Here is a 26,056-nt window from a genome sequence, read left to right as displayed (position 1 = left end):
TACTTGCCCGCGCACGGCCGGTTCCCCATCAGGAGTCACTGCAATGCCCCAAGTCACCATGCGTCAGATGCTGGAAGCCGGCGTCCACTTCGGCCACCAGACCCGCTACTGGAACCCCAAGATGGCGCCGTACATCTTCGGCGCGCGCGGCAAGATCCACATCATCAACCTCGAGAAGACGGTTCCGCTGTTCAACGACGCGATGAACTTCATCTCCAGCGTCGCGCAGAAGCGCGGCACCATCCTGTTCCTGGGCACCAAGCGCAGCGCCCGCGACTCGGTGAAGGAAGAAGCCGAGCGTTGCGGCCAGCCGTTCATGACCCAGCGCTGGCTGGGCGGCACGCTGACCAACTTCCGCACCGTCAAGCAGTCGGTGGCGCGCCTGAAGGAACTGGAAGCGGCCGAAACCGACGGCACCTTCGACAAGCTGGTCAAGCACGAAGTGCTGACCCTGCGCCGCGAGCGCGAGAAGCTGCTGGCCTCGCTGGGCGGCATCAAGGAAATGAACCGCCTGCCCGACGCGCTGTTCGTCATCGACATCGGCCATGAAGACATCGCCATCAAGGAAGCCAAGAAGCTCGGCATCCCGGTGATCGCGGTGGTCGACACCAACTACAACCCGGAACTGGTGGACTACGCCATCCCGGGCAACGACGACGCCATCCGTGCCGTGCAGCTGTACGCCCGCGCCGCCGCCGACGCCGTGCTGGAAGGCAAGGCCGCCGCGCCGAACGCCGCCAGCGTGCGCGAGGAAGAGTTCAGCAGCGAAGCCGGCGACGACAAGGGCCGTGGCCCGCGCAAGAACGGCAAGAAGGCCGAAGAAGCCGCCGCTCCCGCCGCCGAGTAATCGGCGCGCCATGCGATTGCGCGAGCATGCGCAGTCGCCACCCGGCGCGCGCTGCGCGCCCGGGTCCGCGGGCGCCGCAAGCGCCCGTTTCCCAGAATTCCCGGCCGGCCGCAAACCGGCCCTTTCCCACCTTTTGTGAGGTCACCCCGTGGAAATCACCGCTTCCCTGGTCAAGGAACTGCGCGAGCGCACCGGCGCCGGCATGATGGAATGCAAGAAGGCGCTCACCGAGAACGCCGGCCATATCGACAACGCCGCCGAGTGGCTGCGCAAGTCGGGCCTGGCCAAGGCCGACAAGAAGGCCGACCGCGTCGCCGCCGAAGGCCGCATCGCGATGGCCCAGGACGGCGGCAAGGCCGTGCTGGTCGAGATCAACTCCGAGACCGACTTCGTCGCCAAGGACAACAACTTCCTGGCCTTCACCGAAGCCGTGTCCCAGGCTGCGCTGAACTCCGGCGCTGCCGATGCCGAAGCGCTGAAGAGCGCCAAGCTGCCCGGCGGCGAGACCGTCGAGGAAGCCCGCGCCGCGGTCATCGCCAAGGTCGGCGAGAACGTGCAGGTGCGCCGCCTGGCGCGCATCGACAGCGCCAACAACGTCGCCGCCTACGTGCACGGCGGCCGCATCGGCGTGCTGGTCGAGATCAAGGGCGGCGACATCGAGCTGGCCCGCGGCATCGCCATGCACATCGCGGCAATGAACCCGCCGCACGTGAAGGCGTCCGACGTCCCGGCCGACTTCGTCGCCAAGGAAAAGGAAATCGAGCTGGCCAAGATGTCGGAAAAGGACAAGGCCAAGCCGGCCGACATCCTGGAGAAGATCATCAGCGGCAAGATCGCCAAGATCGTCAACGAAGTCACCCTGTACGGCCAGCCCTACGTGCTGAACACCGACCAGAGCGTGGAGCAGGCGGTCAAGGCCGCCGGTGCCGACGTGGTCGGTTTCCAGCGCCTGGCCGTGGGCGAAGGCATCGAGAAGGTGGTGGAAGACTACGCCGCCGAAGTGATGAAGCAGGCCGGCCTGGCCTGAGTCCGGCCCGTCCGCAGAAAAAAAGCCGCGCATGTCGCGGCTTTTTTTTCGCCAGTGGTACGCTCTGCGGGCAGGGACGCATCGCTGTCCCCATCACACTCCCCGCGGAACCGCATGCGCCCTGAACTCGAAGCCATCCTGGCTCACTCCCGAAACCTGCCCTCGCCGCCCGGGATTGCGCTGCGCATCATCGACCTGGCCCAGGATCCGGACGTCGATCTGGCCACCACCGCCGACACCATCGCGATGGACATGGCGCTGAGCGCGCGCATGCTGCGCATCGCCAATTCGCCGCTGTACGCCAGCCGGCGCCGCATCGACAACCTCGGCCAGGCGCTGACCATGCTCGGGCTCAACGCCGCGCTGAGCCTGGCGCTGGGCTTCTCGATGGTGCAGAGCCTGCGCGACGGTGCCGGTGCCGGCGACCTGCAGGAACGGGTCTGGCGGCGCAGCGTGCTGTCGGCGCTGGCCAGCCGCCTGCTCGGCCAGGCCATGGGCCTGCGCAAGCAGGAGGAACTGATGCTGGCCGGGCTGCTGCAGGACATGGGCGCGCTGGCCCTGCTGCACATCTGCCACGACGACTACGCGCCGCTGCTGCGCGAAGCCGGCGGCAGCGGCAGCGAGACCCTGATCGCCATGGAACGCGAGCGGCTCGGCTGCGACCACGCCGAGGTCGGCGCCTGGCTGGCGCAGAAGTGGAAGCTGCCCGGTTACCTGCAGCGCAGCATCGGCCACAGCGCCGGCACCGAACTGGCGCCGGACACCTTCGGCAAGTGCGTACTGCTGTCCGGCAGCGTCGCCGACATCTGGCTGAGCACAGACGTCGACGCCGCGCGCTGCCTGGCGATGGAGCGCGCCTATCGCGAACTGCAGCTGGACAGCCGCCGCTTCGACGAGGTGATCGCCGGCATGGCCGAAGCCTTGCCGGTCATCGGCCCGATCTTCGACGTGCGCATCGCGCAGCCGGAGCGGATCGACGCGATCATCAGCCATGCCCGCGAACTGATGGTGCTGCGCAACCTGCGGCAGATCCAGGAAGCCACCCTCGCCCGGCACCAGGCCGACGAATCGGAGCACCGCGCGCGGCGCCTGGCCGAGCAGGCCAGCCGCGACGCGCTGACCGGGGTGTACAACCGGCACCAGCTGGACATCCTGCTCAGCCAGCAGTTCGACCTGGCCAGCCGCCACGACTGGCCGCTGTCGATCGCCTTCATCGACTTGGACGACTTCAAGAAGATCAACGACGCCCATGGCCACCTGATCGGCGACCAGGTGCTGCGCGCGTTCGCGCAGGCCCTGCAGCCGCTGTTGCGCGGCAGCGACACCGTGGCGCGCTTCGGCGGCGAGGAATTCCTGGTGCTGCTGCCCAACACCAGCGAGGAGGCCGCGCTGAGCGTGATCAAGCGCGTGCTCATCGAGATCGTGCAGCGGCCGATGGTCGAATTGCAGAGCGGGCCGCTGCACATCAGCTTCTCCGCCGGCGTCGCCACCCAGGGCGGGCGCGAGCGCTTCGGCACCGCGCAGGAACTGCTGCAGGCCGCCGACGACATGCTCTACAGTTCCAAGCACGGCGGCCGCAACCGCGTCACCGCGCGCTCGTTCCGCGACACCCTGGCCTGAACCGGGCCACTGCACGCACGCATGCGCGCGGCAGATTCCGCGCCGCGCTTCGGCTAGAATCTCGTGGTTTGCCCGTCCCCCACGAGGTCACCATGTCCCAGCTCGCCTATCGCCGCATCCTGTTGAAACTTTCCGGCGAAGCGCTGATGGGGGATGGGGATTACGGCATCGATCCCAAGGTCATCAACCGCCTGGCGCATGAAGTGATCGAGGCGCAGCAGGCCGGCGCGGAAGTGGCGCTGGTGATCGGCGGCGGCAACATCTTCCGCGGCGCCGGCCTGGCCGCTGGCGGCATGGACCGGGTCACCGGCGACCACATGGGCATGCTGGCCACCGTCATCAACGCGCTGGCGATGCAGGACGCGCTGGAAAAGCTCGGCGCCAAGGTGCGCGTGATGAGCGCGATCAAGATCAACGACGTGTGCGAGGACTTCATCCGCCGCCGCGCGATCCGCCACCTGGAAAAGGGCCGCATCGCGATCTTCGCCGCCGGCACCGGCAATCCGTTCTTCACCACCGACTCCGGCGCGGCGCTGCGCGCGATCGAGATCGGCGCCGACCTGCTGCTGAAGGCGACCAAGGTCGATGGCGTGTACGACAAGGACCCGAAGAAGCACGCCGATGCGGTGCGCTTCGACAGCCTGACCTACGACGAAGTGATCGCGCGCAACCTGGAAGTGATGGACACCGCCGCCTTCGCGCTGGCCCGCGACAGCGACCTGCCGCTGCGCATCTTCAACATGGGCCAGCCCGGCGAGCTGCTGAAGATCCTGCATGGCGCGGAGATCGGGACGCTGGTCAAGGGACGTAGCTGATAACGGCCGGGATTGGGGATTCGGGATTCGGGATTCGCAAACGCGACAGCCGCTAGCATGCGCCGTTGCGAGGCGCTCGCGGCAGACAAGCTGCTGCAGTGCGCAACGCTTTAGCGAATCCCCAATCCCCAATCCCCAATCCCGGCACCACGCTGTTCCCGGCTATAATCGTCCGATTCAGATTCAGCACGGACACCGGCGATGCTCAACGAAATCAAACAAGACGCACAGACCCGCATGGCCAAGAGCATCGATGCGCTGCGCCATACGCTCATCAAGGTGCGTACCGGCCGCGCTTCGACCGCTCTGGTCGAACACCTGAAAGTCAATTACTACGGTTCGGAAATGCCGCTGAGCCAGGTCGCCAGCGTGGCCGTGGCCGATGCCCGCTCGCTGACCATCAGCCCGTGGGAAAAGCAGATGGTCAGCGCGGTCGAGAAGGCGATCCTGGCCTCCGACCTGGGCCTGACCCCGAACACCTCCGGCACCACCATCCGCCTCAACCTGCCCGCGCTGACCGAAGAGCGCCGCCGCGAGCTGTCCAAGGTCGTGCATAGCGAAGGCGAGGACAGCAAGGTCGCGATCCGCAACATCCGCCGCGACGCCAACCAGCAGATCAAGGATCTGCTGAAGGACAAGAGTGTCACCGAGGACGAGGCGCGCGCCGCCGAGGACGACATCCAGAAGCTGACCGACAAGGCGATCAAGGACGTCGACGACGTGGTCAAGGGCAAGGAACAGGAACTGATGGCGGTCTGAGCCTGCGCCTCGCGGCCATGCCTTCGGACCCCTCTTCCATGTCCCTGCCCCGCCACATCGCCATCATCATGGATGGCAACGGCCGCTGGGCGCAGCGCCGCCGCCGGCCGCGCGTGATCGGCCACCGCGCCGGCGCGCGCGCGGTCAACCGCACCATCGACTTCTGCCTGGAGCGCGGCATCCCCGCGCTGACCCTGTTCGCCTTCTCCAGCGAGAACTGGGGCCGGCCGCAGGAAGAAGTGGACGCGCTGATGAAGCTGTTCCTGCACGCGCTGGATCGCGAGGTCGAGGAACTGCAGCGGCGCGGCGTGCGCGTGCGCTTCATCGGCGACCGTTCGCGCTTCGCGCCGTCGCTGCGCCAGCGCATGGCCCAGGCCGAAGCCGGCACCGAGCACAACCAGGCCCTGCACCTGTCGATCGCGGCCAGCTATGGCGGCCGCCAGGACATCGCGCAGGCCGCGCGGGCGCTGGCCGAAGAGGTCGCGGCCGGACGCCTGCGCCCCGAGCAGATCGACGAGAGCCTGCTGTCGGCGCACATGGCGCTAGCCGACCTGCCGCCGCCGGACCTGTTCATCCGCACCGGCGGCGACGTGCGCATCAGCAATTTCCTGCTGTGGCAGCTGGCCTACACCGAACTGTGGTTCACCGAAACCCTCTGGCCCGAGTTCGGCGCCGAGGTGCTGCAACAAGCCCTGGACGACTACGCCAGCCGCGAGCGGCGTTTCGGCCTGACCAGCGCGCAAGTCGCCCCGGCGACGGAGAACACATCCGCATGACCCGTACCCGTGTCATCGCCGCGCTGATCATGGCCCCGCTGGCCATTTGCGCCATCCTGCTGCTGCCGACGCAATGGCTGGCGGCCCTGGCCGCGCTGATCTTCCTGATCGGCCTGTGGGAGTGGCTGAAGCTGGCGGAGGTCGACGACACCTTGCCGCGCACCATCCTGCTGGTGCTGAACCTGCTGCTGATGGTGCTGCTGGTGTGGGCCTCGGCCGGCTCGCTGGTGCTGTTCCAGCTGACCACCCTGGTCGGCGTCGGCTGGTGGTGCGTGGCGCTGCTGTGGCTGCGCTTCTTCCAGTTCGGCTCCGACCACGCCACCTACGCGCGGGTGTTCAAGCTCGCCGCCGGTACCCTGGCGATCGTCCCGGCCTGGGCCGCGCTGGGCCTGATCCATGCCAGCGAACCGAACGGGCACCGCTGGCTGCTGACCGCACTGGTCACGGTGTGGGCCGCCGATTCCGGCGCCTACTTCGCCGGGCGCCAGTTCGGCAAGCACAAGCTGGCGCCGCGGATCAGCCCCAACAAGACCGTCGAAGGCCTGATCGGCGGGCTGCTGGCCGGCCTGATCTGCGCCGCCGGCTTCGGCTGGCTGGCCGGGGTCACCCTGCCGCAGTTGCCCGGCCTGCTGATCGTGGCCGCGGTCAGCGTGCTGGCCTCTGTGGTCGGCGACCTGTTCGAGAGCCTGCTCAAGCGCCACGTCGGCGCCAAGGACTCGGGCAACGTGATCCCCGGCCATGGCGGCGTGCTGGACCGCGTCGACGGCGTGCTGGCGGCACTGCCGATCTTTGCGCTGGGTAAAGAGATCTTCGGATTCTGAACATGGCCGACGCCGTCCGCTCCATCGCCGTGCTCGGCGCCACCGGCTCGATCGGCGCCTCCGCGCTGGACGTGATCGCGCGCCATCCGCAGCGGCTGCGCGCCAGCGTGCTGGCCGCCGGCAGCAACGTCGCCGGGCTGCTGGAGCTGTGCGCCGCGCACCGGCCGGCGCACGCGGTGATCGCCGACCCGGCCCTGTACCCGGCGCTGCGCGACGGCCTGCGCGATGCCGGGCTGCGCACCGAAGCGCATGCCGGCGCCGCCGCGCTGGAGCAACTGGTGGCCAGCGACGCCTGCGACAGCGTGGTCGCCGCCATCGTCGGTGCCGCCGGCCTGCCCTCGACCCTGGCCGCGGCCCGCGCCGGCAAGCGCCTGCTGCTGGCCAACAAGGAATCGCTGGTGCTGGCCGGCGAGCTGGTCACCGCCACGGCCGCCGCGGCCGGCGCCGAGATCATCCCGATCGACAGCGAACACAGCGCGATCTTCCAGTGCCTGCGCTCGCGCCAGACCGGCGCCGAAGTGCGGCGGGTACTGCTGACCGCTTCCGGCGGCCCATTCCGCGGCTGGGACCGCGCCCGCCTGCAGGGCGTGACCCCGGCGCAGGCGGTGGCGCATCCGAAGTGGTCGATGGGCCCGAAGATCTCGGTCGACTCGGCCACCCTGATGAACAAGGGCCTGGAAGTGATCGAGGCGCACCACCTGTTCGCGCTGCCGCCTTCGCGCATCGAGGTGCTGGTGCACCCGCAGAGCCTGGTGCACTCGCTGGTGGAGTTCATCGACGGTTCCACCTTGGCGCAGATGGGTTTGCCGGACATGCGCACCACCCTGGCGGTGGGTTTGGGCTGGCCGCAGCGGATCGAATCCGGGGTCGCCGGACTGGACCTGCTGGCCCATGGCCGCCTGGACTTCGAACCCGCGGACCTGGAGGCCTTCCCCTGCCTGGGCCTGGCCTGGCGCGCGATGCAGGTCGGCGGCAGCGCCCCGGCGATCCTGAATGCGGCCAACGAAGTGGCTGTTTCAGCTTTTCTTCAGGGCCGTATCGGTTTCCTATCGATTCCTGCGCTGGTCGAGAACGCCCTGACCGTGCTGCCCGCGGGCGCGGCCGACTCCCTGGACGCGCTGCTGGCGGCGGACGCGCAATCGCGCAAGATCACCGAACTCGCCATTGCCCGCCAGCCTGCCCATGTCTGACACGCACGCCCCTATGAGCCACGCGCATGGGTGACTTCATCGGGTCCGTCTGGTGGATGATCGTCAGCCTGGGCATCCTGGTGACCTTCCACGAGTTCGGCCACTTCTGGGTCGCCCGCCGCTGCGGGGTCAAGGTGCTGCGCTTCTCGGTGGGCTTCGGCAAGCCGCTATGGTCGTACTACGACCGCCACGGCACGGAGTTCGCGATCGCCGCGATTCCGCTCGGCGGCTACGTGAAGATGCTCGACGAACGCGAGGGCGAGGTCGCCCCGGCCGAGCGCGACCAGGCCTTCAACAACAAGAGCGTGTGGCAGCGCATCGCCATCGTCGCCGCCGGCCCGATCGCCAATCTGGTGCTGTGCGTGGCGCTGCTGTGGGCGATGTTCGTGATCGGCAAGCAGGATTACGCGGCGGTGGTCGGCCGCGCCGAGGGCCTGGCGCTGCAGGCCGGGCTGCAGCCTGGCGAGCGCATCGTGCGCATCGGCAAGCGCGAGGTCTCCAGCTGGAGCGATGCCAGCATGCAGCTGACCGTGGCGGCGATGGACGCCGCCGACGTGCGCATCCAGACCGAGGACACGCGCGACGGCGCCAGCCGCGTGCATACGCTGCGCCTGTCGCAGCTGCCTGCCGGCTTCGACGAACAGCAGGTGCCGCGCCTGGCCGGCCTCACCTGGCGGTTCAGCCTGCAGCCGGCGATCGTCGCCAAGGTGACCCCGGGTTCGGCCGCCGACGGCGTGCTGCGCCCCGGCGACCTGATCCTGGCGGTGGATGGCGCCTCGGTCGCCGGCGCCGACCAGGTCGCGCCGCAGGTCCGGACGCTGGCCAAGAACGGCGGCAGCGGCCTGGTCGAGGTCGAGCGCAACGGCGAACGGCTGGCGCTGGAGGTGCGTCTCACCCCCAGCAAGGACCCGCGCCTGAAGGGCCTGTCCCTGGGCGTGGACCTTGGCCAGGAGGACCGCCCGCCGCCGGCGTTCGACGCCAAGCTGCAGTACGGCCCGCTGGCGGCGATCCCGGTCGCGTTCCGCGAAACCGGCAAGCTGGCCGGGGATACCCTGGGGCTGATCCGGCGCATGCTGACCGGACAGGCCTCGATCAAGAACGTGTCCGGGCCGATCACCATCGCCAAGGTGGCCAACGTCTCGGCCCAGCAGGGGCCGGACTGGTTCCTATATTTCCTGGCGCTGCTGTCGCTGAGCCTGGCGATCATGAACCTGCTGCCGATTCCAATCTTGGACGGCGGGCACTTGCTGTATTACCTTATTGAGTTGGTCAAGGGCAGCCCGCTGAGCGAGCGTGCCATGGCTGCGGGGCAGTTCGTCGGTCTGACGATGCTGGCCGGGCTGATGGGGTTGGCGTTTTACAACGACATCTTCGGCCAGGTCCTGCGATGAACCCGATGCTGATCCACTCGACCCCGCTGTCGTCGTCTTACGCCGGCGCCCATGCAACAACGATATCGACCTCTACCGGACGTGACATGACGAGATTTCCCACTCGCCGCCTGCTAGCCCTCGCCCTCGCCGCCAGCCTCAGCTTGCCGGTTCTGGCCCAGGCGACGGAGCCCTTCACCGCCAGCGACATCCGCGTCGACGGGTTGCAACGCATCTCCTCCGGCACCGTGTTCACCTATCTTCCGGTGGAACGCGGCGACACGGTCGACGACGCCAAGGTCGGCGAAGCGATCCGCGCGCTGTACCGCACCGGCTTCTTCGAGGACGTGCAGGTCGATCGCCAGGGCAACATCCTGGTGGTCACGGTCAAGGAACGTCCGGCGATCAACAAGCTGACCGTCACCGGCAACAAGGACATCAAGAGCGAAGAGCTGCTCAAGGGCCTGTCCGACATCGGCCTGACCGAGGGCGGCACCTTCGACCGGCTGAGCCTGGACCGGGTGACCCAGGAACTGACACGCCAGTACAACAACCGCGGCAAGTACAACGTCGAGATCACTCCGACGGTGAGCCCGCTGGATCGTAACCGGGTCGACGTGGCGATCGCGATCAAGGAAGGCAAGGCCGCCAAGATCCAGCACGTCAACCTGATCGGCACCGAGAAGTTCGCCACCGACGACATCCTGGAGAACTGGGAGTCGCGCGAGCACAACTGGCTGTCGTGGTACCGCCGCGACGACCAGTACTCCAAGGAAAAGCTGTCCGGCGACCTGGAGAAGCTCAACTCCTGGTACCTGGACCGCGGCTACGTCGATTTCAGCGTCGATTCCACCCAGGTGGCGATCAGCCCCGACAAGCGCGACATGTACCTGACCGCCGGCATAACCGAGGGCGAGCAGTACAAGATCTCCGACATCAAGGTCACCGGCGACACCGTGCTGCCGCAGGAAGAGGTCGAGAAGCTGGTGATCCCGAAGCCGGGCGACACCTTCTCGCGCGCGCTGCTGGAATTCAGCTCCGACGCGATCACCAACACCTTGAGCAACATCGGCTACGCCTTCGCCAAGGTCAACCCGGTCCCCACCACCGACCGCGAGAAGCGCACCGTCGCGATCAACCTGCAGGTGGTGCCGGGCCCGCGCGTGTCGGTCCGCCGCATCGTGTTCAAGGGCAACACCCGCACCTCCGACGAAGTGCTGCGCCGCGAGATGCGCCAGTTCGAGAACAGCTGGTACTCGCAGGCCGCGATCGACCGTTCCAAGGTCCGCCTGCAGCGCCTGGGCTACTTCGAAGCGGTGGACGTGGAAACGCCGCCGGTGCCGGGCAGCAACGACAAGGTCGACGTGGTCTACAGCGTCAAGGAAACCACCTCGGGCAGCTTCACCTTCGGCCTGGGCTATTCGCAGACCTACGGCGTCACCACCTCGATCCAGCTGTCGCAGAACAACTTCCTGGGCGGCGGCAACCGCGTCTCGGTGGACGCCTCGCGCAGCAGCTACCAGGAGCGCTACGCGTTCTCCTACACCAACCCGTTCTTCACCGACGACGGCGTGTCGCTGGGCTACAACATCTCCTACCGCAAGCTGGACTACTCCGACTTCGGTACCGCCCAGTACAACAGCAAGAACGGCGCGGCGCAGATGATCTTCGGCGTGCCGATCACCGAGAACGACACCGTCTCGCTGATGTTCGGCATCGACAGCAACCAGATCACCACCTATCCCGGCTACACGCCGCAGGCGATCATCAACTACATCGACGCGATCGGGCAGAAGACCTTCCACGCCTGGCGCAGCGAACTTGGCTGGGCGCGCGACACCCGCAACGACTACTTCATGCCGACCCGCGGCATGTACCAGCGTGTGGGCCTGGAAGCCACCCTGCCCGGCTCCACCGTCGAGTACTGGAAGCTGAACTACCAGATCTCCAAGTACTGGCCGATCATCCCGTCGATCGTGCTCAACACCCGCGCCGAGTTCGGCTACGGCGACAGCTACGGCAGCGACGTCAGCCGCACCATCACCAACGCCGACGGCACCACCCGCACGGTCACCGCGTCGGGCCTGCCGTTCTACGAGAACTTCTACGCCGGCGGCACCAACTCGGTGCGCGGCTTCGAGGACAACACCCTCGGTCCGCGTTCGGAAGCCACCGCCTCGTACAGCCGCGGGCAGCCGCTGGGTGGCTCGTTCAAGACCGTGGGCTCGGCGGAACTGTACTTCCCGAAGCTGTTCGACAGCCCTTCGGCGCGCGTCTCCGCGTTCGTCGACGTCGGCAACGTGTTCAACGGCGTCGACAACTACAAGACCAACGAACTGCGCGCCTCCACCGGCGTGGCGTTGCTGTGGCGCGCACCGGTCGGCCCGATCTCGATCAGCTACGCGCTGCCGCTGAAGAAGGAAGACAACGACGAGATCGAGCGTCTGCAGTTCACCTTTGGTGGGCAGTTCTAGGAACTGCCCACCCGCCGCCAGGGCGCTGCCCTGGCGGCCCCATGCTCCCGCTGCGCGGGAGCATGGGCCCCGGGGGCTTGGCCTTCCAAATCCCCGCGCCTTCGGCGCGCCCCCTTTACTAAAGGGGGGAGCGCGTCATCGCGTTCGCGCTGACGCCCCACGATTCGCTGCGCGAATCGCGGGCCCCGGCTCGTCTTCTCCCAAATCCCCGCGCCTGTCGGCGCGCCCCCTTTACTAAAGGGGGCTTGTCTGCGCTCAGTTGGCTGCGCTCTTGGCCTGGGCATGAGCAGGTCTTTTCTGCAGTCGGCAAGCGGCGGCTGATCGGGCCGCGCAGGCCCGCTGCGCAGGGGCAGCATGACCGTGCCGATGGCACACGGTAGAATCGCTGCGTGAATACTCCTTCCCATACCGCACACGAGATCGCCGAGCGCTTCGGCTTGCAGTTGCATGGCGACGGCGCGGTCGCCGTGCATGGCGTCGCCACGTTGGCGCATGCCGGTCCCGGCCAGCTCAGTTTCCTCGCCAATCCGCGCTATCGCGCGCAGCTCGCCGACAGCTCCGCGGCGGTGGTGGTGCTGCGTGCCGACGATGCCGAAGCGGCGCCCGGTACCGCGCTGATCGCGCGCGATCCGTATGTCGCCTTCGCCAAGATCGCCGCGCTGTTCGACGTGGCGCCGGCGCGGCCGCCCGGCATCCATCCCAGCGCCAGCATCGACCCCAGCGCGCAGATCGCCGCCGGCGCGCATATCGGCGCCTTCGTCAGCATCGGCGCGCGCAGCGTGATCGGCGACGGCTGCGTGATCGGTCCGGGCTGCGTGATCGGCGACGATTGCCAGCTCGGCGACGGCTGCGAACTGATCGCCCGCGTCACCCTGGTCACCCGGGTGCGGCTGGGCAAGCGCGTGCGCATCCATCCCGGCGCGGTGCTCGGCGCCGATGGCTTCGGCCTGGCGATGGACGCCGGCCACTGGATCAAGGTGCCGCAGCTCGGCGGCGTGTCGATCGGCGACGATTGCGAGATCGGCGCCAACGCCTGCGTCGATCGCGGCGCGCTGGAAGACACCACGCTCGAGGAAGACGTGCGCCTGGACAACTTGGTGCAGGTCGCGCACAACGTGCACATCGGCGCGCACAGCGCGATCGCCGGCTGCACCGGCATCGCCGGCAGCGCCAAGATCGGCCGCTACTGCATGCTCGGCGGCGCGGTCGGCGTGGTCGGCCACCTGGAAATCTGCGACAAGGTGGTGATCACCGGCAAGTCGGTGGTGCGCAATTCCATCCATGAGCCGGGCGAATATTCCTCCGGCACCCCGTTGACCGACAACCGCACGTGGCGCAAGAACGCCGCGCGCTTCAAGCAGCTCGATGCCCTGGCCCGTCGCATCCTGTCTGTAAGCAAGGAGAAGCAATGAGCCACGACCAGACCCTGCCGGACATCCTGCAGATCCAGAAGTTGATCCCGCACCGCTACCCGTTCCTGCTGGTGGACAAGGTGGTGTCGCTCGACTTCGAGAATCGCAAGATCGTCGCGCACAAGAACGTCAGCGTGAACGAGCCGTTCTTCCAGGGCCACTTCCCCGGCCAGCCGATCATGCCCGGCGTGCTGATCATCGAGGCGCTGGCCCAGGCCGGCGGGATACTGACCCAGCTCGCGCTGGGCCGCGATGCGCAGTCCAAGCTGTTCTACATGGTCAAGGTCGACAACGCCCGCTTCAGCAGCCAGGTCGTGCCCGGCGATGTGCTCGAGTTGCACGTGCAGATCAAGCGGGTGATCCGCAACATGGCCGTGTACTACGGCGAAGCCAAGGTGGACGGCAAGGTCGTCGCCTGCGCCGAGGTGCTGTGCGCCGGCACCCGCGAATGAGCCAGGCAGGAGACCTGCAATGAGCGACAACGCCCCTCTCATCCATCCCACCGCGGTGATCGACCCGTCGGCGACGCTGGCGGCGGACGTGCGCGTCGGCGCCTTCACCCTGATCGGCGCCGAGGTCGAGATCGGCGAAGGCAGCGTGATCGGCCCGCACTGCAGCATCGTCGGCCCGACCAAGATCGGCCGCGGCAACCACCTGGTCGGCCACGTCGCGCTGGGCGGCGATCCGCAGGACAAGAAGTTCGCCGGCGAACGCACCGAACTGGTGGTCGGCGACCGCAACGTGATCCGCGAGTTCGTCACCGTCAACCGCGGCACCGGCCACGGCGGCGGCATCACCCGCGTCGGCAGCGACAACTGGTTCCTGGCCTACACCCACATCGCCCACGACTGCGTGGTCGGCGACCATTGCGTGTTTTCCAACAACGCCACCCTGGCCGGGCATGTCGAAATCGGCGACTACGTGATCATCAGCGGCTTCGCCGGCGCGCACCAGTTCTGCCGCATCGGCGATCACGCCTTCCTCGCCATGGGCGCGCTGGTCAATGGCGACGTGCCGCCGTTCACCATGGTCGGCGGCAACTCGCTGGGCCGCCCGCGCGGCATCAACAGCGAAGGCCTCAAGCGCCGCGGTTTCGACACCGAGCGCCTGGCCGCGATCAAGCGCGCCTACCGCGCGCTGTACGTGGCCGGCCTGCCGCTGGCCGAGGCCAAGCAGCAACTGGCGGTGCTGGCCGAAAGCAGCGAGGACGTGCGCGCGATGCTGGAATTCATCGAAGCCAGCGAGCGGCCGTTGTTGCGATGAGTGCCGGGAATGGGGAATCGGGAATGGGGAATGGGAAGAGCGGTAGCCCGCCCGGCCACGGTCCCGCTCTTGCCTCACCCATTCCCCATTCCCCATTCCCCATTCCCGGCGCAGCAGCCAAGCTGCGCATCGCCCTGGTCGCCGGCGAAGCCTCCGGCGATCAGCTTGGCGCCGGGCTGATCGAGGCGTTGCGCGCGCGCTATCCGGATGCCGAATTCGCCGGCATCGGCGGCGATGCGATGCGCAACACCGGTTGCCAGACCTGGTTCGATGCCAGCGAGCTGGCGGTGATGGGCCTGATGGAGGTGCTGCGGCATCTGCCGCGGCTGCTGAAACTGCGCCGCGAGCTGCGCCAGCGCCTGCTGGACTGGCGCCCGGACGTGTTCGTCGGCATCGACGCGCCCGACTTCAACCTCGGCGTGGAGCGCTGGCTCAAGCAGCGCGGCATCCGCACCGTGCATTACGTGAGCCCGTCGGTATGGGCTTGGCGCGAGCGGCGCGCGGCCAAGATCGGCGCCAGCGCCGACCGGGTGCTGTGCCTGTTCCCGATGGAACCGCCGATCTACGCCAGGCATGGCGTGGATGCGCGCTTCGTCGGCCACCCGATGGCCGACGCGATCGCGCTGCACGAGGACCGCGATGCGGCGCGCGCCGAACTCGGCCTGCCGGCCGGCGCGACCGTGCTGGCGGTGCTGCCGGGCAGCCGCCTGGGCGAGATCGGCCGGCTCGGCGATACCTTCTTCGCCGCCGCCTGGCAGGTACTGCAGCAGACGCCGGGCGCGCACGTGGTGGTGCCGGCGGCCAATCCCGCATGCAAGGCCTTGCTGGCCGAGCAGCTGTCGCGCTCGGCGTTGCCGGTGGTGTATTCGCACCTGCTCGACGGCCAGGCCCGCACCGCCCTGCTCGCCGCCGACGTGGTGCTGCTGGCGTCCGGTACCGCGACGCTGGAGGCGATGCTGGTGAAGCGGCCGATGGTGGTCGGCTACAAGGTCGCGCCGCTGACCTACCGCATCGTCAAGGCGCTGGGCCTGCTGAAGGTCGACCGCTACGCGCTGCCCAACATCCTCGCCGGCCGCGACCTGGCGCCGGAACTGATGCAGGACGCCTGCACCCCGGACGCGCTCGCCGCCGCGCTGCTGCACTGGCTGCGCGACCCGCAGGCGGTGGCCGCGCTGCAGCCCGAGTACGCGCGCCTGCACCAGTTGCTGCGCCAGGACGCCTCGGCGCGTGCGGCCGACGCGGTGCTCGAGTTGCTTTGGGGCCGGGATTCGGGATTCGGGATTCGGGATTCGGGAGCGGCGTCATGAAGTCTTCCGGCGGATCCGGCTCGCTGTTCCAATCCCCAATCCCCAATCCCCAATCCCGGCTCTACGCTGGCGTCGACGAAGCCGGGCGCGGGCCGCTGGCCGGGCCGGTGGCGGTGGCAGCGGTGGTGTTCGATCCGGCGCGCACCCGCATCAACGGCCTGGACGATTCCAAGCAGCTGACCGCCGCGCGCCGCGAGACGCTGTACGCGCGCATCGTCGAGCGTGCGCTGGCCTGGCAGGTGGTGCTGATCGAGGCCGAGGAGATCGACCGGCTGAACATCTACCAGGCCACCATGCTGGGCATGCGCCGTGCGGTCGAAGGCGTGGCGCACGTGGCCGGGTTCGCGCGCATCGACGGCAACCGGGTGCCCAAGGGCCTGCCCTGCGCCGCCGAGGCGCTGATCGGCGGCGACGGCCTGGACCGCGCGATCATGGCCGCCTCGATCGTGGCCAAGGTCACCCGCGACCACATCATGCAACGCCTGCACGAACAGCATCCGCACTACGGCTTCGACCTGCACAAGGGCTACGCCACCCCGGCGCACCTGGCCGCGCTGGCCGCGCATGGCCCGTGCGCGCAGCATCGGCGCAGTTTCGCGCCGGTCAGGATGGCGCTGGCGGGCCGGGAGTCGGAAGTGGAGATTCGGGGTTCGATGGAGTCACTGCAACTCGCTTAGACGTGCAAGCTGGATCTGCAGCGACGGTACGCGGCGCAGCACTGCCTGAGACTGCGACGAATCCCCAATCCCGACTCCCGAATCCCGGCTGTCAAGCCTTGCCCGTCTCCGCCCCCGCCGCTAACCTGCCCGGGCATCGTTCTGGTTCCGCATGTCCACTTCCCGCTTCGCTCATCTGCACGTCCACACCGAGTTCTCGCTGGCGGATTCGACCATCCGTGTGCCCGAGAAACCGGATCAGGCCGACCCGAAGAAAGCCAAGCAGGCCAACCTGCTCAGCCGTTCGGTCGAACTGGAGTTGCCCGCGCTCGCGGTCACCGACCTGAACAACCTGTTCGCGCTGGTCAAGTTCTACAAGGCCGCCGAAGCCGTGGGCATCAAGCCGATCGCCGGCGCCGACCTGCTGATCGCCGACAGCCCCGGCGAGACGCCGTGGCGGCTCACCGTGCTGTGCCGCAACCGCGACGGCTACCTGAGCCTGTCGCGCCTGCTGACCCGTGCCTGGCTGGAAGGCCAACGCAACGAAGGCGGCGTGGCGATCCGCCCGGAGTGGCTGCAGACCGGCAGCGACAATCTGTTCGCGCTGGCCGGGCGCGACAGCCTGGCCGGACGCCTGGCCAGCGAAGGCCGCCACGACCTGGCCGAGCAGCAACTGGCCGACTGGCAACGCATCTTCGGCGACGGCCTGCACCTGGAACTGACCCGCACCGGCCGCGACGGCGAGGAAGCGTTCAACCAGTTCGCGCTGCACGCTGCCGGCATGCGTGGCTTGCCGGTGGTGGCCAGCAACGACGTGCGCTTCCTGTACGCCAGCGACTTCGCCGCGCACGAGGCGCGCGTGTGCATTTCCTCCGGCCGCGTGCTCGACGATCCCAAGCGCCCGCGCGACTACAGCGACCAGCAATACCTGAAGTCGCCTGAGGAAATGGCCGCGCTGTTCGCCGACATTCCCGACGCGCTCGACAACACCCTGGCGCTGGCGCAGCGCTGCAACATCGAGATGCAGCTGGGCACCTACTTCCTGCCCGCGTATCCGGTGCCCGACAACGAGACGCTGGACAGCTGGATCCGCAGCCAGTCGCGCGACGGCCTGGCCGCGCGCCTGGAGAAGAATCCGCTGGCGCCGGGCAAGACCCGCCAGGACTACGTCGACCGGCTCGAGTTCGAGCTGGACACGATCATCAAGATGGGCTTCCCCGGCTACTTCCTGATCGTGGCCGACTTCATCCAGTGGGGCAAGAACCAGGGCATTCCGATCGGCCCGGGCCGCGGCTCCGGCGCCGGCTCGCTGGTGGCGTGGGCGCTGCAGATCACCGACCTGGATCCGCTGCCGTACAACCTGCTGTTCGAGCGCTTCCTCAATCCCGAACGCGTGTCGATGCCCGACTTCGACATCGACTTCTGCATGGACCGCCGCGACGAGGTCATCGACTACGTCGCGCGCAAGTACGGGCGCGACCGGGTCAGCCAGATCATCACCTACGGCACCATGGCGGCCAAGGCGGTGGTGCGCGACTGCGGCCGCGTGCTCGGCTTCCCGTACGGCCTGGTCGACGGCGTGGCCAAGCTGATCCCCAACATCCTCGGCATCACGCTGAAGGACGCGATGGGCGAAGGCAAGGACAGCGAGATGGCCTCGCCGGAGCTGATCCAGCGCTACCAGAGCGAGGACGACGTCCGCGACCTGATGGACCTGGCGCGGCAGCTGGAGGACCTGACCCGCAACGCCGGCAAGCACGCAGGCGGCGTGGTCATCGCGCCGACGCCGCTATCCGATTTCTGCCCGCTGTTCGCCGAACACGATGTCGACAACCTGGGCAAGAACCCGGTCACCCAGTTCGACAAGGACGACGTCGAGCAGGTCGGCCTGGTCAAGTTCGACTTCCTCGGCCTGCGCACGCTGACCATCATCGACTGGGCGGTGAAGGCGATCAACGTGCGCCATGCGCGCGCCGGCATCCCGCCGGTGGACATCACCGCGCTCCCGCTCGACGACGCGCCCACCTACAAGGGCATCTTCGCCTCGGGCAACACCGGCGCGGTGTTCCAGTTCGAATCCTCGGGCATGCGCCGGCTGCTGAAGGACGCCAAGCCCGACCGCTTCGAAGACCTGATCGCGCTGGTGTCGCTGTACCGCCCCGGCCCGATGGACCTGATCCCGGACTTCAACGCGCGCAAGCACGGCCAGCAGGAGATCATCTACCCCGATCCGCGCACCGAAGCGATCCTGAAAGACACCTACGGCATCATGGTGTACCAGGAGCAGGTGATGCAGATGGCGCAGATCGTCGGCGCCTACTCGCTGGGCGGCGCCGACCTGTTGCGCCGCGCGATGGGCAAGAAGGTGCCGGCGGAGATGGCCAAGCACCGCGAGATCTTCCGCGAGGGCGCGGCCAAGGGCGGCGTCGGCGAGGCCAAGGCCGACGAAATCTTCGACCTGATGGAGAAGTTCGCCGGCTACGGCTTCAACAAGTCGCACGCCGCCGCCTATGCGCTGGTCAGCTACCAGACCGCGTGGCTGAAGCGGCACTACCCGGCCGAGTTCATGGCCGCGACGCTGTCTTCGGACATGGACAACACCGACAAGGTAGTCGGCTTCCTCGACGAGGTGCGCAACCTCGGCCTGACCGTGCTGCCACCGCGGCTCAACGCCTCGGCGTACATGTTCGAAGCGGCCACGCCGGACACCATCCAGTACGGCCTGGGCGCGATCAAGGGCGTGGGCCGCGGCGCCTGCGAGGCGATCGTGGCCGAGCGCGAGCGCGGCGGCGAATACGCCTCGCTGCTGGATTTCTGCACCCGCGTGGAATCGGCCAAGCTCAACAAGCGCACCCTGGAAGCGCTGATCAACGCCGGCGCGATGGACGGGCTGGGCAGCAACCGCGCCACGCTGATGTTGCAGCTGCCGGAGGTGATGAAGGCCACCGAGCAGATGGCGCGCGAGCGCGCCTCCGGGCAGAACTCGCTGTTCGGCGGCGCCGACACCAGCGCCCCGGCCCTGCACCTGGATCTTTCGGAAAGCAAGGAATGGCCGCTGGGCCAGCTGCTGACCGGCGAGCGCGAAACGCTGGGCTTCTATCTCAGCGGCCATCCGTTCGACCCCTACCGCGAGGAAGTGCGCGAGCTGGTCGGCTGCGACCTGAGCGCGCTGGAAAAGATCTGCGCGCAATCCGGCGGCGGACGCGGTGGTGGCGGCGACGGCGAAAAACGCGCCTGGCGCCCGGAAACCAGCGCGATCCTCGCCGGCCAGGTGGTCGGCGTGCGGCGCAAGGGCGACAGCCAGGTGTTCGTGCAACTCGAGGACGGCCGCGGCCGGGTCGAGTGCAGCGCGTTCACCGACGCCATCGCCGAGTTCGGCCACCTGCTCACCCGCGACCGCATCCTGATCGTCAAGGGCGGCGTGCGCGAGGACGAATTCAACGGCGGCTATGCGATGCGCATCCGCCAATGCTGGGACTACGAACAGATCTGCACCCACCACGCGCAGCGCCTGTCGCTGCGCCTGGACCTGCGCCAGCGCAGCACCTGGCAGCGCATCGACGCGCTGCTGGCACGCCACCGCCCCGGCAAGACGCCGCTGCGCCTGGACCTGCTACTGCAATCCGAACACGGCGCCGTGGCCGGCATGCTCGACCTCAACGGCAGCCACGCGGTGCGCGTGGACCCGCAGCTGCTGGACACCCTGCGCGCCGATCCGGGCGTGCGCGCGGTGAAGGTCAAGTACAGCCCGCCGTGGGCTTGAACGGCCGGGATTCGGGATTCGGGATTGGGGATTCGTAGGAGCGGGATCCGCGCTGTCCGCAGCGGCAGGAGCCGCCCGGCTTTTTCGAATCCCCAATCCCCAATCCCGAATCCCGGCCCCCAAACCGCACGGCCCCGTACGGGCGCCGGACATCGGTTCGGCTAAACTGCGCCCCTTACGTTCACGACGGCCTCCAATGAATCCGAACTATCTCGACTTCGAGCAACCCATCGCCGATCTGGAAGCCAAGATCCAGGAACTGCGCAACGCCAGCACCGGCCCGGCGGTCAACGTCGAGACCGAGGTGCGGGCGCTGCAGGACAAGCTGCGGGTGCGCACCGCGCAGATCTTCCGCGACCTGTCGTCGTGGCAGATCTCGCAGCTGGCGCGGCATCCGCAGCGTCCGTACACGCTGGACTACATCAACGTGTTCTGCGACGAATTCCAGGAACTGGCCGGCGACCGCGCGTTCGCCGACGACAAGGCCATCGTCGGCGGCCTGGGCCGCATCGACGGGCGCCCGGTGGTCATCATCGGCCACCAGAAGGGCCGCGACACCAAGACCAAGGTCGCGCGCAACTTCGGCATGCCGCGTCCGGAGGGCTACCGCAAGGCGCTGCGGCTGATGAAGCTGGCCGAGCGCTTCAAGCTGCCGCTGCTGACCTTCATCGACACCCCCGGCGCCTATCCGGGCATCGGCGCGGAAGAACGCGGGCAGAGCGAGGCGATCGCGCGCAATCTGCTGGAGATGGCCGAACTGAAAGTGCCGGTGATCTGCACCGTGATCGGCGAAGGCGGCTCGGGCGGCGCGCTGGCGATCGGCGTCGGCGACCGCACCCTGATGCTGGAGTACGGCACCTATTCGGTGATCTCGCCGGAAGGCTGCGCCTCGATCCTGTGGAAGGACGCCGGCAAGGCCAAGGACGCCGCCGAGCAACTGGGCCTGACCGCCAAGCGCCTGTCCGCGCTGGGCCTGGTCGACAAGGTCGTGCGCGAGCCGATCGGCGGCGCACACCGCAACCCCACGCAGATGGCCAAGCGCCTGAAGGCGGTGCTGCTCAACGAACTGGACGCGCTGGAAAAGCTGCCGGTCGAGCAGTTGCTGCAGAAGCGCTACGAGCGCCTGCGCGGCTACGGGGCGTACGAAGCGGCCTGATCGCGACACAAGGAAGCGTTGTCCATGAATCCCATCGTCCTGCTGTCGCTGGCTTTGCAGTTGGCCTGCTGTGTGCACGTGGTGCGCAGCGGCCGCCCGCTGTACTGGATCTTCATCCTGCTGATCTTTTCGTATCTGGGGATCCTGATCTACGTGATCGCCGAACTGCTGCCGGAATGGCGCAACGATCCGCGCGCGCGCCGCCACCTGCGCAAGGTCGGCGCCACGCTCGATCCGAACCGCGACAAGCGCACCGCCGGCAATCGCCTGGAACTGGCCGACACCGTGGACAACCGCCGGCAACTGGCCGAGGTGCACCTGGACAACGGCGACTACGCGCAGGCGGCCGAGGTGTTCGAGAGCGGCTTGCGCGGCATCCATCGCGACGATCCGGGGCTGCTGCTGGGCCTGGCCAAGGCGCAGTTCGGCCTGGACCAGCCGGCCGCGGTGAAAGCCACGCTGGACCGGCTGATCGCCGCCAACCCGCAGTTCCGCTCGCACGACGGCCACCTGCTCTACGCGCGCGCCACCGAGGCGCTGGGCCAGACCGACGCGGCGCTGGAAGAATACGCCGCGCTCGCCGACGACTACCCCGGCGAAGAAGCGCGCGTGCGCTACGCGCAACTGCTGCAGCGCGCCGGCCAGCCGCAGCGCGCGCGCGAAGTGTTCAACGAAGCACTGAAGCGCTCCAGCCTGGCCCCGCGCTACTACCAGCGCGACCAACGCCAATGGATCGACCTGGCCCGCAGCGAACTAAAACAACTGGACAGCCGCAACGCCTAGCGGCCCGAGAAGAATCGGCACCGGGATTTTCAATCCCCAATCCCGAATCCCCGCTCAAAACGGCTTCGCCAACACCAACCAGATCACCACCAGCAGCACCAGCACCGGCACTTCGTTGAACAGGCGCAGCGCGCGCGAGGACGGCAGCGCGCGCGCCTGCGTTACGCCCTTGAGCCAGCGCCCGCTGAAGATGTAATAGCCGAGCAGCAGCCCCACAAGCCCCAGCTTGGCGTGCAGCCAGCCGCTGTGGCCGGGCGCGACCATGGTCGGAAAATCGGGCAACACCTTGTAGCCCAGCCACAGCGTCAGCCCCAGCAGCAAGGCCAGGCCGAACATCATGTGGCCGAAGCGGTACAGGCGCCGCCCCATCAGCACCAGCCGCGCCTGCACCTCCGCCTGCCCTGCGCTCTCGGCGATGTTGACCAGGATCCGCGGCAGGTAAAACACCGCCGCCATCCATGCGACCACGAACAGCAGGTGCAGGGACTTGATCCACAGATAGAGTTGCATGCGCTGGCTCCGGGTCGCTGGCGTAGGATGTCACGCCATTTTCGCCGATTCGCATCGCGCCCGCACGGACCACGACCCCGCATGGACAAACAGTACGACGCCGACTATTTCCAGCGCTGGTATCGCCGCGACGATATCGGCGGCAACGCGCGCCTGGCGCGCAAGGTCGCGCTCGCCGTGGCCCAGGCCGAGTACTACCTGGAACGGCCGATCCGCAGCGTGCTCGACATCGGCTGCGGCGAAGGCGCCTGGCGCGCGCCGCTGATGAAACTGCGGCCGAAACTGCGCTACCTGGGCTTCGACAGCAGCGCGTATGCGATCGCGCGCTACGGCCGCCATCGCGACCTGCGCCCGGCACGGTTCGGCGATTTCGCCTGGCTGCGGCCGTGCGCGCCGGTGGACCTGCTGGTGTGTTCGGACGTGCTGCACTACGTGCCCAACCGCGAATTGCGCCAGGGCCTGCCGGGCCTGGCCGAACTGTGCGGCGGCGTCGCGTTCCTGGAGACCTTCGCCAGCGAGGACGACTTCGACGGCGACCATGCCGGCTTCCAGCCGCGTCCGGCGCGCTGGTACCGGCGCCAGTTTGGTGCACTCGGGCTGCGCCCGGTCGGCAGTCATTGCTGGCTATCGCCAGCGCTGGCGGGGGATGCAGCGGCACTGGAAACAATTGGTCTGGTGCCCCATTAAGGTGCAACCACACCGGATAGGATATGCTGCACGGCAGCATACGCTCAGGATGGAAACACCGGCATGCTCTACCAGTGGCACGAACTGACCCGCAACCTGCTCGCCCCCTGGGTCCACCAGGCAGCGGCCAACGCCAAGATCTTCTCCGACGCCAATAGCCTGTGGGCCACGCTCCCGGGCGCCGAGCGTCTGGCCGCCACCAACGAACTGCTGCACCGGCTCGGCAAGGACTACGAGAAGCCGGCCTGGGCGCTGGACCATGTCGAGGTCGACGGCCATCCGCTGCCGATCGTCGAGCAGGAAGTGCTGCGCAAGCCGTTCTGCCGCCTGCTGCGCTTCAAGCGCTTCAGCGACGACGCCAAGGTCGTGGCCGGGCTCAAGCAGCAGCCGGCGGTGCTGGTGGTGGCGCCGTTGTCCGGGCACCACGCCACGCTGCTGCGCGATACCGTGCGCACCCTGCTGCGCGACCACAAGGTCTACGTCACCGACTGGATCGACGCGCGCATGGTGCCGCAGAGCGAAGGCGACTTCGGCCTGGACGACTACGTCAACTACGTGCAGGAGTTCATCCGCCACATCGGCGCCGACAAGCTGCACGTGATCAGCGTATGCCAGCCGACCGTGCCGGTGCTGGCCGCGGTGTCGCTGATGGCCGGCCGCGGCGAAGCCACGCCGCGCTCGCTGGTGATGATGGGCGGGCCGATCGACGCGCGCCGCAGCCCCACCCAGGTCAACAACCTGGCCACGCGCAATCCGCTGTCGTGGTTCGAGCACAACGTCATCCACACCGTGCCGCAGGCGTATCCGGGGCATGGCCGCGCGGTGTATCCGGGCTTCCTGCAGCACACCGGGTTCCTGGCGATGAACCCCAGCCGGCACTTCATGTCGCACTGGGATTTCTACGCCGACCTGGTCAAGGGCGACCTGCAGGACGCCGAGGCGCACCGCCGCTTCTACGACGAATACAACGCGGTGCTGGACATGCCGGCGACCTACTACCTGGACACGATCCGGGTGGTGTTCCAGGAATTCCTGCTGCCGCGCGGGGAATGGGTGATCGGCGGCGAGCGCGTGGATCCGGCGGCGATCCGCGACACCGCGCTGCTCAGCATCGAAGGCGAACTGGACGATATCTCCGGCCTGGGCCAGACCGCCGCCGCGCAGGACCTGTGCACCGGCATCGCCGCGCACCGCCGCCAGCATCTGGAAGTGGAAGGCGCCGGCCATTACGGCATCTTCAGCGGCCGCCGCTGGCGCGACATCGTCTATCCGCAGGTGCGTGCGTTCATCGCCGCCAACGCGTCCGCCACGGCGCAGGCGCCGAGCGGCAACGTCACCCCGCTCAAGCGCCGCGGCAGCCGCAAGGCAGGCTGAGCGGCGTACCGCTCGCGGCCGGCAGCAGCCGGCCGCGGCGACACGATCATTGCGCAGAGCTGTGCACCAACAGGTGCTTGGCCAGCATGCCGTGCAACTTGCCGATGCCACGCGCCAGGTGCAGCGTGGCGAACAGCAGCACGATTCCCAGCGCACTCCACAGCGGCAGCAGCCACGGCGCGCTTTCGGTGACGTTCCAGTCGACGAACATGATGTTGAACTGCTGCGGGAGGAAAAATCCCAGCGGTGCCGCCGCAAGCGCCAATCCCGTACTCAGCAGCGTGATGAAGACGGTGAAGTAGAAGATCCCCAGCGGCAGCATCAGCACGAAATACAGCATCGTGGTCCAGGTGCGCGCGTCGGTGAACATCTGCCCGATGCGCCGCAGCCACGGCTGCTCGGGCGCGCTGTACAGCGGCCGCCGCGGCATGCGCTCGCCCAGCAAGACCTCGACGATGCGCCCTTCCACCAGCGACAGCAGCCGCACCGAACCGAAGAACAGCACCAGCAACGGCACGCCGATGATCAGCACCAGCATGCCCAGCGAGACGCTGACCCCGGTGACCACCCAGGTGAAGTAGAAGATGCCGGTGACCAGCGACAGCAGCATGTAGAAGAACGCGCCGTAGGCGCGCGGATCGGCGGCCACGCCGAAGAAGCGGCCCAGCAGCGACTTGCGCTTGGGCGGTGCCGGCGGCTTCAGCGCGCGGTTCACCGTGACCTCGGTGTCGCGGTAGATCGCCGCCACCTCCTCCGGCGCGCCGTAGCTGCCGGCCACTTCGGCGATGACCTCGGCCTCGCTCTTGCCAGCCTGCTCGGCCAGCTCGGCGCGCAGGTATTCCTCCGCGTCGTACAACGCATCCTGGATCAGCGCCGGATCGGCCCCGGCCAGCGCCGCGCGCAGTTGCGCCAGGTAATCGGGAATGGTGGCCGGTAACGGCCGCGCCTGGAATTGTTCGCTGCTCATTCTGAAATCCCCTTCAGGACGGAATCGACGGAATCGCGGGTGGCGCGCCACGCCGCGGCCCACTGCTGCAAGGTGGCGTGGCCGGGTTCGGTGATGCGGTAATAGCGCCGCGGCGGCCCGGCCACCGACGGCTCGACATGGCTGGACAGCAGCCCGGCCGCTTCCAGGTTGCGCAGCACCGGATACAGCGCGCTCTGCTTGCCGCTGAGCACGCCCTCGCCCACTTTTTCCAGGCGCTTGGCGATCAGGTAGCCGTACAGGGGTTCCTTGGCCTCGGCCAGCACCGCCAGCAGCGCGAGCGACACGGTGCCCGCACTCAGCTCCTTCTGGAACTTCTTCAGCTGCGCATCCGGTTCGACCATGACCGCTTCCCCACTAGGTTGGAATGCATACTAGTGTTAAGTTGGGTATAGCGAATGTGCCGGTAGTCATGCCGCATAACGAATGCCTTACGCATCGGCAACATCGGCCCGTCTATC

General features: G+C 68.0%; 23 protein-coding genes. 20 read left to right on the top strand and 3 right to left on the bottom strand.

Annotated features, from left to right (window positions below):
* Positions 1-43 precede the first annotated feature (43 nt).
* The 18 genes from rpsB to HEP73_RS07920 all read left to right on the top strand — a co-directional run bounded on the left by rpsB (position 44) and on the right by HEP73_RS07920 (position 22,039).
* A complete protein-coding gene (gene rpsB / locus HEP73_RS08005; protein ID WP_185815922.1) occupies positions 44-847 on the top strand; it encodes a 30S ribosomal protein S2 in 804 nt (267 codons plus the stop codon).
* Between the two features lie 148 nt (positions 848-995).
* A complete protein-coding gene (gene tsf / locus HEP73_RS08000; RefSeq protein ID WP_185822786.1) occupies positions 996-1,874 on the top strand; it encodes a translation elongation factor Ts in 879 nt (292 codons plus the stop codon).
* 114 nt (positions 1,875-1,988) lie between these two features.
* A complete protein-coding gene (locus tag HEP73_RS07995) occupies positions 1,989-3,494 on the top strand; it encodes a sensor domain-containing diguanylate cyclase (protein ID WP_185822785.1) in 1,506 nt (501 codons plus the stop codon).
* A 92-nt stretch (positions 3,495-3,586) separates the two neighbouring features.
* Positions 3,587-4,309: a UMP kinase gene (pyrH, locus tag HEP73_RS07990; protein ID WP_104558608.1), complete on the top strand. Its 723-nt coding sequence runs from the start codon at positions 3,587-3,589 to the stop codon at positions 4,307-4,309.
* A gap of 201 nt (positions 4,310-4,510) precedes the next feature.
* Entirely contained in the window at positions 4,511-5,068 is a 558-nt protein-coding gene (frr, locus tag HEP73_RS07985; RefSeq protein WP_185822784.1) for a ribosome recycling factor, read from the top strand.
* Between the two features lie 17 nt (positions 5,069-5,085).
* Positions 5,086-5,844 carry a polyprenyl diphosphate synthase gene (gene uppS / locus HEP73_RS07980; protein WP_185822783.1) on the top strand — a complete coding sequence of 253 codons (759 nt, stop codon included), beginning with the start codon at positions 5,086-5,088 and terminating at the stop codon, positions 5,842-5,844.
* Positions 5,841-6,665 carry a phosphatidate cytidylyltransferase gene (locus tag HEP73_RS07975; RefSeq protein WP_185815917.1) on the top strand — a complete coding sequence of 275 codons (825 nt, stop codon included), beginning with the start codon at positions 5,841-5,843 and terminating at the stop codon, positions 6,663-6,665. The genes uppS and HEP73_RS07975 overlap by 4 nt, the downstream gene beginning before the upstream one ends.
* Before the next feature lie 2 nt (positions 6,666-6,667).
* Positions 6,668-7,855, top strand: coding sequence for a 1-deoxy-D-xylulose-5-phosphate reductoisomerase (gene dxr / locus HEP73_RS07970; protein ID WP_185822782.1), 1,188 nt, complete (start codon positions 6,668-6,670; stop codon positions 7,853-7,855).
* Positions 7,856-7,881: 26 nt separating this feature from the next.
* Positions 7,882-9,246, top strand: a complete 1,365-nt coding sequence (gene rseP, locus HEP73_RS07965) for an RIP metalloprotease RseP (protein ID WP_185822781.1) — start codon at positions 7,882-7,884, stop codon at positions 9,244-9,246.
* A gap of 86 nt (positions 9,247-9,332) precedes the next feature.
* Positions 9,333-11,699 carry an outer membrane protein assembly factor BamA gene (gene bamA, locus HEP73_RS07960; protein ID WP_185815914.1) on the top strand — a complete coding sequence of 789 codons (2,367 nt, stop codon included), beginning with the start codon at positions 9,333-9,335 and terminating at the stop codon, positions 11,697-11,699.
* A gap of 389 nt (positions 11,700-12,088) precedes the next feature.
* The gene (gene lpxD / locus HEP73_RS07955; RefSeq protein WP_185822780.1) at positions 12,089-13,111 is read left to right on the top strand and encodes a UDP-3-O-(3-hydroxymyristoyl)glucosamine N-acyltransferase; all 1,023 of its coding nucleotides are present in this window, start codon (positions 12,089-12,091) and stop codon (positions 13,109-13,111) included.
* The gene (fabZ, locus tag HEP73_RS07950; protein WP_185815912.1) at positions 13,108-13,563 is read left to right on the top strand and encodes a 3-hydroxyacyl-ACP dehydratase FabZ; all 456 of its coding nucleotides are present in this window, start codon (positions 13,108-13,110) and stop codon (positions 13,561-13,563) included. The genes lpxD and fabZ overlap by 4 nt, the downstream gene beginning before the upstream one ends.
* A 19-nt stretch (positions 13,564-13,582) precedes the next feature.
* On the top strand, positions 13,583-14,374 hold the full coding sequence (lpxA, locus tag HEP73_RS07945) for an acyl-ACP--UDP-N-acetylglucosamine O-acyltransferase (protein ID WP_185822779.1): 792 nt from the start codon (positions 13,583-13,585) through the stop codon (positions 14,372-14,374).
* A gap of 23 nt (positions 14,375-14,397) precedes the next feature.
* On the top strand, positions 14,398-15,681 hold the full coding sequence (lpxB, locus tag HEP73_RS07940) for a lipid-A-disaccharide synthase (protein ID WP_185822778.1): 1,284 nt from the start codon (positions 14,398-14,400) through the stop codon (positions 15,679-15,681).
* On the top strand, positions 15,678-16,358 hold the full coding sequence (locus HEP73_RS07935) for a ribonuclease HII (protein WP_185822777.1): 681 nt from the start codon (positions 15,678-15,680) through the stop codon (positions 16,356-16,358). The genes lpxB and HEP73_RS07935 overlap by 4 nt, the downstream gene beginning before the upstream one ends.
* 151 nt (positions 16,359-16,509) lie before the next feature.
* Positions 16,510-20,100, top strand: coding sequence for a DNA polymerase III subunit alpha (dnaE, locus tag HEP73_RS07930; protein ID WP_185822776.1), 3,591 nt, complete (start codon positions 16,510-16,512; stop codon positions 20,098-20,100).
* Between the two features lie 196 nt (positions 20,101-20,296).
* Positions 20,297-21,256: an acetyl-CoA carboxylase carboxyltransferase subunit alpha gene (locus HEP73_RS07925; protein WP_185815907.1), complete on the top strand. Its 960-nt coding sequence runs from the start codon at positions 20,297-20,299 to the stop codon at positions 21,254-21,256.
* Between the two features lie 24 nt (positions 21,257-21,280).
* The gene (locus HEP73_RS07920) at positions 21,281-22,039 is read left to right on the top strand and encodes a tetratricopeptide repeat protein (RefSeq protein WP_185822775.1); all 759 of its coding nucleotides are present in this window, start codon (positions 21,281-21,283) and stop codon (positions 22,037-22,039) included.
* A 54-nt stretch (positions 22,040-22,093) separates the two neighbouring features.
* On the opposite strand, the gene HEP73_RS07915 is transcribed toward HEP73_RS07920, so the two are convergent.
* A complete protein-coding gene (locus tag HEP73_RS07915; RefSeq protein ID WP_185822774.1) occupies positions 22,094-22,549 on the bottom strand; it encodes a CopD family protein in 456 nt (151 codons plus the stop codon).
* A gap of 81 nt (positions 22,550-22,630) precedes the next feature.
* Here HEP73_RS07915 and HEP73_RS07910 point away from each other — a divergent pair, with 81 nt between their 5' ends.
* Entirely contained in the window at positions 22,631-23,236 is a 606-nt protein-coding gene (locus tag HEP73_RS07910) for a class I SAM-dependent DNA methyltransferase (protein ID WP_185822773.1), read from the top strand.
* A gap of 63 nt (positions 23,237-23,299) precedes the next feature.
* On the top strand, positions 23,300-24,610 hold the full coding sequence (locus HEP73_RS07905; RefSeq protein ID WP_185822772.1) for a polyhydroxyalkanoate depolymerase: 1,311 nt from the start codon (positions 23,300-23,302) through the stop codon (positions 24,608-24,610).
* 46 nt (positions 24,611-24,656) lie between these two features.
* On the opposite strand, the gene HEP73_RS07900 is transcribed toward HEP73_RS07905, so the two are convergent.
* Entirely contained in the window at positions 24,657-25,577 is a 921-nt protein-coding gene (locus HEP73_RS07900; RefSeq protein WP_185822771.1) for a sensor domain-containing protein, read from the bottom strand.
* Entirely contained in the window at positions 25,574-25,939 is a 366-nt protein-coding gene (locus HEP73_RS07895; RefSeq protein WP_053834570.1) for a PadR family transcriptional regulator, read from the bottom strand. The genes HEP73_RS07900 and HEP73_RS07895 overlap by 4 nt, the downstream gene beginning before the upstream one ends.
* Between the last annotated feature and the right edge of the window lie 117 nt (positions 25,940-26,056).

The organism is Xanthomonas sp. GW (assembly GCF_014236815.1).
Lineage (GTDB): Bacteria > Pseudomonadota > Gammaproteobacteria > Xanthomonadales > Xanthomonadaceae > Xanthomonas_A.
The sequence above is the reverse complement of the archived record's forward strand: the minus strand, read 5'-3'. Positions and strand labels throughout refer to the sequence as shown.

Coding starts and splice junctions, on each gene's coding strand:
- rpsB (WP_185815922.1), top strand. CDS start 44: ATGCCCCAAGTCACCATGCGTCAGATGCTGGAAGCCGGCGTCCACTTC.
- HEP73_RS07995 (WP_185822785.1), top strand. CDS start 1,989: ATGCGCCCTGAACTCGAAGCCATCCTGGCTCACTCCCGAAACCTGCCC.
- pyrH (WP_104558608.1), top strand. CDS start 3,587: ATGTCCCAGCTCGCCTATCGCCGCATCCTGTTGAAACTTTCCGGCGAA.
- frr (WP_185822784.1), top strand. CDS start 4,511: ATGCTCAACGAAATCAAACAAGACGCACAGACCCGCATGGCCAAGAGC.
- uppS (WP_185822783.1), top strand. CDS start 5,086: ATGCCTTCGGACCCCTCTTCCATGTCCCTGCCCCGCCACATCGCCATC.
- HEP73_RS07975 (WP_185815917.1), top strand. CDS start 5,841: ATGACCCGTACCCGTGTCATCGCCGCGCTGATCATGGCCCCGCTGGCC.
- dxr (WP_185822782.1), top strand. CDS start 6,668: ATGGCCGACGCCGTCCGCTCCATCGCCGTGCTCGGCGCCACCGGCTCG.
- rseP (WP_185822781.1), top strand. CDS start 7,882: ATGGGTGACTTCATCGGGTCCGTCTGGTGGATGATCGTCAGCCTGGGC.
- bamA (WP_185815914.1), top strand. CDS start 9,333: ATGACGAGATTTCCCACTCGCCGCCTGCTAGCCCTCGCCCTCGCCGCC.
- fabZ (WP_185815912.1), top strand. CDS start 13,108: ATGAGCCACGACCAGACCCTGCCGGACATCCTGCAGATCCAGAAGTTG.
- lpxA (WP_185822779.1), top strand. CDS start 13,583: ATGAGCGACAACGCCCCTCTCATCCATCCCACCGCGGTGATCGACCCG.
- lpxB (WP_185822778.1), top strand. CDS start 14,398: ATGGGGAATGGGAAGAGCGGTAGCCCGCCCGGCCACGGTCCCGCTCTT.
- HEP73_RS07935 (WP_185822777.1), top strand. CDS start 15,678: ATGAAGTCTTCCGGCGGATCCGGCTCGCTGTTCCAATCCCCAATCCCC.
- dnaE (WP_185822776.1), top strand. CDS start 16,510: ATGTCCACTTCCCGCTTCGCTCATCTGCACGTCCACACCGAGTTCTCG.
- HEP73_RS07925 (WP_185815907.1), top strand. CDS start 20,297: ATGAATCCGAACTATCTCGACTTCGAGCAACCCATCGCCGATCTGGAA.
- HEP73_RS07920 (WP_185822775.1), top strand. CDS start 21,281: ATGAATCCCATCGTCCTGCTGTCGCTGGCTTTGCAGTTGGCCTGCTGT.
- HEP73_RS07915 (WP_185822774.1), bottom strand. CDS start 22,549: ATGCAACTCTATCTGTGGATCAAGTCCCTGCACCTGCTGTTCGTGGTC.
- HEP73_RS07910 (WP_185822773.1), top strand. CDS start 22,631: ATGGACAAACAGTACGACGCCGACTATTTCCAGCGCTGGTATCGCCGC.
- HEP73_RS07905 (WP_185822772.1), top strand. CDS start 23,300: ATGCTCTACCAGTGGCACGAACTGACCCGCAACCTGCTCGCCCCCTGG.
- HEP73_RS07900 (WP_185822771.1), bottom strand. CDS start 25,577: ATGAGCAGCGAACAATTCCAGGCGCGGCCGTTACCGGCCACCATTCCC.
- HEP73_RS07895 (WP_053834570.1), bottom strand. CDS start 25,939: ATGGTCGAACCGGATGCGCAGCTGAAGAAGTTCCAGAAGGAGCTGAGT.